The sequence below is a fragment of the Blautia sp. ZXY-1-C6 genome (assembly GCF_056339875.1).
Map to the genome: position 1 here is coordinate 1 of NZ_JBWJVQ010000187.1, position 2,403 is coordinate 2,403.

General features: G+C 44.0%; 3 protein-coding genes and 1 pseudogene. All 4 read left to right on the forward strand.

The window, feature by feature from the left end:
- On the forward strand, window positions 1-404 hold a 404-nt coding region (locus AC075J_RS10545), incomplete at its 5' end, for a 4Fe-4S dicluster domain-containing protein (RefSeq protein WP_476390310.1).
- Window positions 404-1,258 (forward strand): FAD/NAD(P)-binding protein, encoded by an 855-nt coding sequence (locus AC075J_RS10550; protein ID WP_022380684.1) that lies wholly within the window; start codon window positions 404-406, stop codon window positions 1,256-1,258. The genes AC075J_RS10545 and AC075J_RS10550, both read left to right, overlap by 1 nt.
- Window positions 1,259-1,436: 178 nt before the next feature.
- Window positions 1,437-2,114, forward strand: coding sequence for a 2Fe-2S iron-sulfur cluster-binding protein (locus AC075J_RS10555; RefSeq protein WP_008703029.1), 678 nt, complete (start codon window positions 1,437-1,439; stop codon window positions 2,112-2,114).
- A gap of 14 nt (window positions 2,115-2,128) precedes the next feature.
- Window positions 2,129-2,403: pseudogene (locus AC075J_RS10560) on the forward strand (succinate dehydrogenase/fumarate reductase flavoprotein subunit); the annotation flags it as partial.

The following is a 2,403-nucleotide window of genomic DNA, read 5'->3' on the forward strand; positions in this document are numbered from 1 at the left end:
CTCTGGAAGGATGGGGACAGGAAGATTACATGGACCGTTTTAACTCTCCTGTATGGGAAGAACTTTACAAACCATGTCTGGCATGTGGTACCTGTACATTCGTATGCCCTACCTGCCAGTGCTATGATATCAAAGATTATGACACAGGACACGGCGTACAGCGTTACCGCTGCTGGGATTCCTGTATGTACTCTGACTTTACAATGATGGCACACGGAAATAACCGTAACAGCCAGATGCAGCGTTTCCGTCAGAGATTCATGCATAAACTTGTTTACTATCCGGTAAACAACAATGGAATGTTCTCATGTGTAGGATGCGGCCGCTGCGTTGAGAAATGCCCATCATCCTTAAATATCGTAAAAGTCATCAAAGCTTTTGAAAATCAGGGAGGTGAAAAATAATGAGCGAATGTACCTGCCATAAAAACTACACATTAGACACACTGATCCCGAAGGTTGGTGTGATCACAGATATCCGTCAGGAGACACCGGATGTTAAAACATTCCGTGTAAATGCTCCTGAAGGAGGAAAACTTTTTGAACATATGCCTGGCCAGTGTGCAATGGTCTGCGCACCAGGTGTAAGTGAAGGTATGTTTTCCATTACTTCTTCACCTACAAATAAAGAATATCAGGAATTCAGTATTAAGAAGTGCGGTGCACTGACCGATTATCTCCACAGCCTTCAGGTTGGAGATGAGATCACAGTCCGTGGACCATACGGAAATCATTTCCCTGTAGAAGATAAATTAAAAGGTAAAAACCTTCTGTTTATCGCAGGTGGTATCGGACTTGCACCTCTTCGTTCTGTTATCAACTATGTACTGGATAACCGTGCAGATTACGGAACAGTAGATATCCTCTATGGTTCCCGTTCCGCAGATGACCTGGTACAGTTAAAAGAAATCCAGGAAGTCTGGATGAAAGCAGAGGGAGTTAATGTTTATCTGACAATCGACCGTGAACAGGAAGGCTGGGACGGACACGTTGGATTCGTTCCTTCTTATCTGAAAGAGATTGGATTCGATACAAACAAAACAGCACTTGTCTGCGGACCGCCGATCATGATCAAGTTCGTTCTTGCAGGACTGGAAGAACTGGGCTTCTCCAGAGAACAGGTTTACACAACTCTGGAGCTTCGTATGAAATGCGGTATCGGTAAATGCGGCCGTTGCAATATCGGTTCCAAATACGTCTGCAAAGACGGTCCGGTATTCAGATGCGACGAGATTGATGAATTACCTGCAGAATATTGATAAGCAATGAGCAGTGCAGAAAGTGATGTGAAGGAATGCGTCATGCTTGCATATAAGCATTCTTTCACAGAACATTCTGTAGGGCGAACGCCCTCAAGCGAGAAGTAGCGTAGCGGATTCGAGCTTGTATGTGCTGCTGACGACAGATGATATATATAGAAAGGACTGGTAATCTCAAATGGAAAAGAATATGGTAAACGTATATTTTTTCGGTAAGAAATACAGCGTACCTGCAGAACTTACAATTATGACTGCCATGGAATATGCCGGTTATACATTAAAGAGAGGATGCGGCTGCAGACACGGATTCTGCGGAGCCTGCGCAACAATCTACAGAATCAAAGGTGAAAACGAGCTGAAAACATGTCTTGCCTGTCAGACACAGGTACAGGAAGGAATGTATGTAGCAAGCATCCCGTTCTTCCCTACAGATAAGAGACTCTACAACATCGAAGACCTGAAACCGAATCAGCAGGTAATGATGGAACTCTATCCGGAAATCTACAGCTGTATCGGATGTAATGCCTGTACAAAAGCATGTACTCAGGACTTAAATGTAATGCAGTACATTGCATATGCGCAGAGAGGTGAACTGGAAAAATGCGCAGAAGAATCTTTTGACTGCGTAAGCTGCGGATGCTGTTCCGTAAGATGTCCGGCCGGCATTTCTCACCCGATGGTAGGTCTTCTGGCAAGACGTCTCACAGGTAAATATATCGCGCCTAAGAGCGAACATCTGGAGAAACGTGTAGAAGAAATCCACGAAGGTAAATATGATGATCTGATCGAGCAGATCATGCAGAAACCAATCACAGACATGCAGGAACTTTACAACAACAGAGAAATTGAGAAATAGGGAGGGCGTAAAACATGTATGCACCATATCCAGAAAATATGATGGAATCCATCAAAAAGGTAGAGGCTACAAGAGCACAGCGTATGGCAACAGAGCCAAGACGTCTGACAGCTGAAGAGAAAGACGCTCTTCTTGAGAAATTCCATCCGGATTATAATCCAGACGCGTTTGCAGAAATCAAAGTCGGACCAAACAAAGGACAGAAAGCTCCTCTGGAACTGGCAGAGATGCTCCATTCAACAAGTCGTCTGATCAACGAAAAAATTGACCTTACAAAAATTGATTATGA

Bases quoted from the DNA above. Each gene is read 5' to 3' on its own strand.
- AC075J_RS10550 (WP_022380684.1), top strand. From the start codon at position 404: ATGAGCGAATGTACCTGCCATAAAAACTACACATTAGACACACTGATC.
- AC075J_RS10555 (WP_008703029.1), top strand. From the start codon at position 1,437: ATGGAAAAGAATATGGTAAACGTATATTTTTTCGGTAAGAAATACAGC.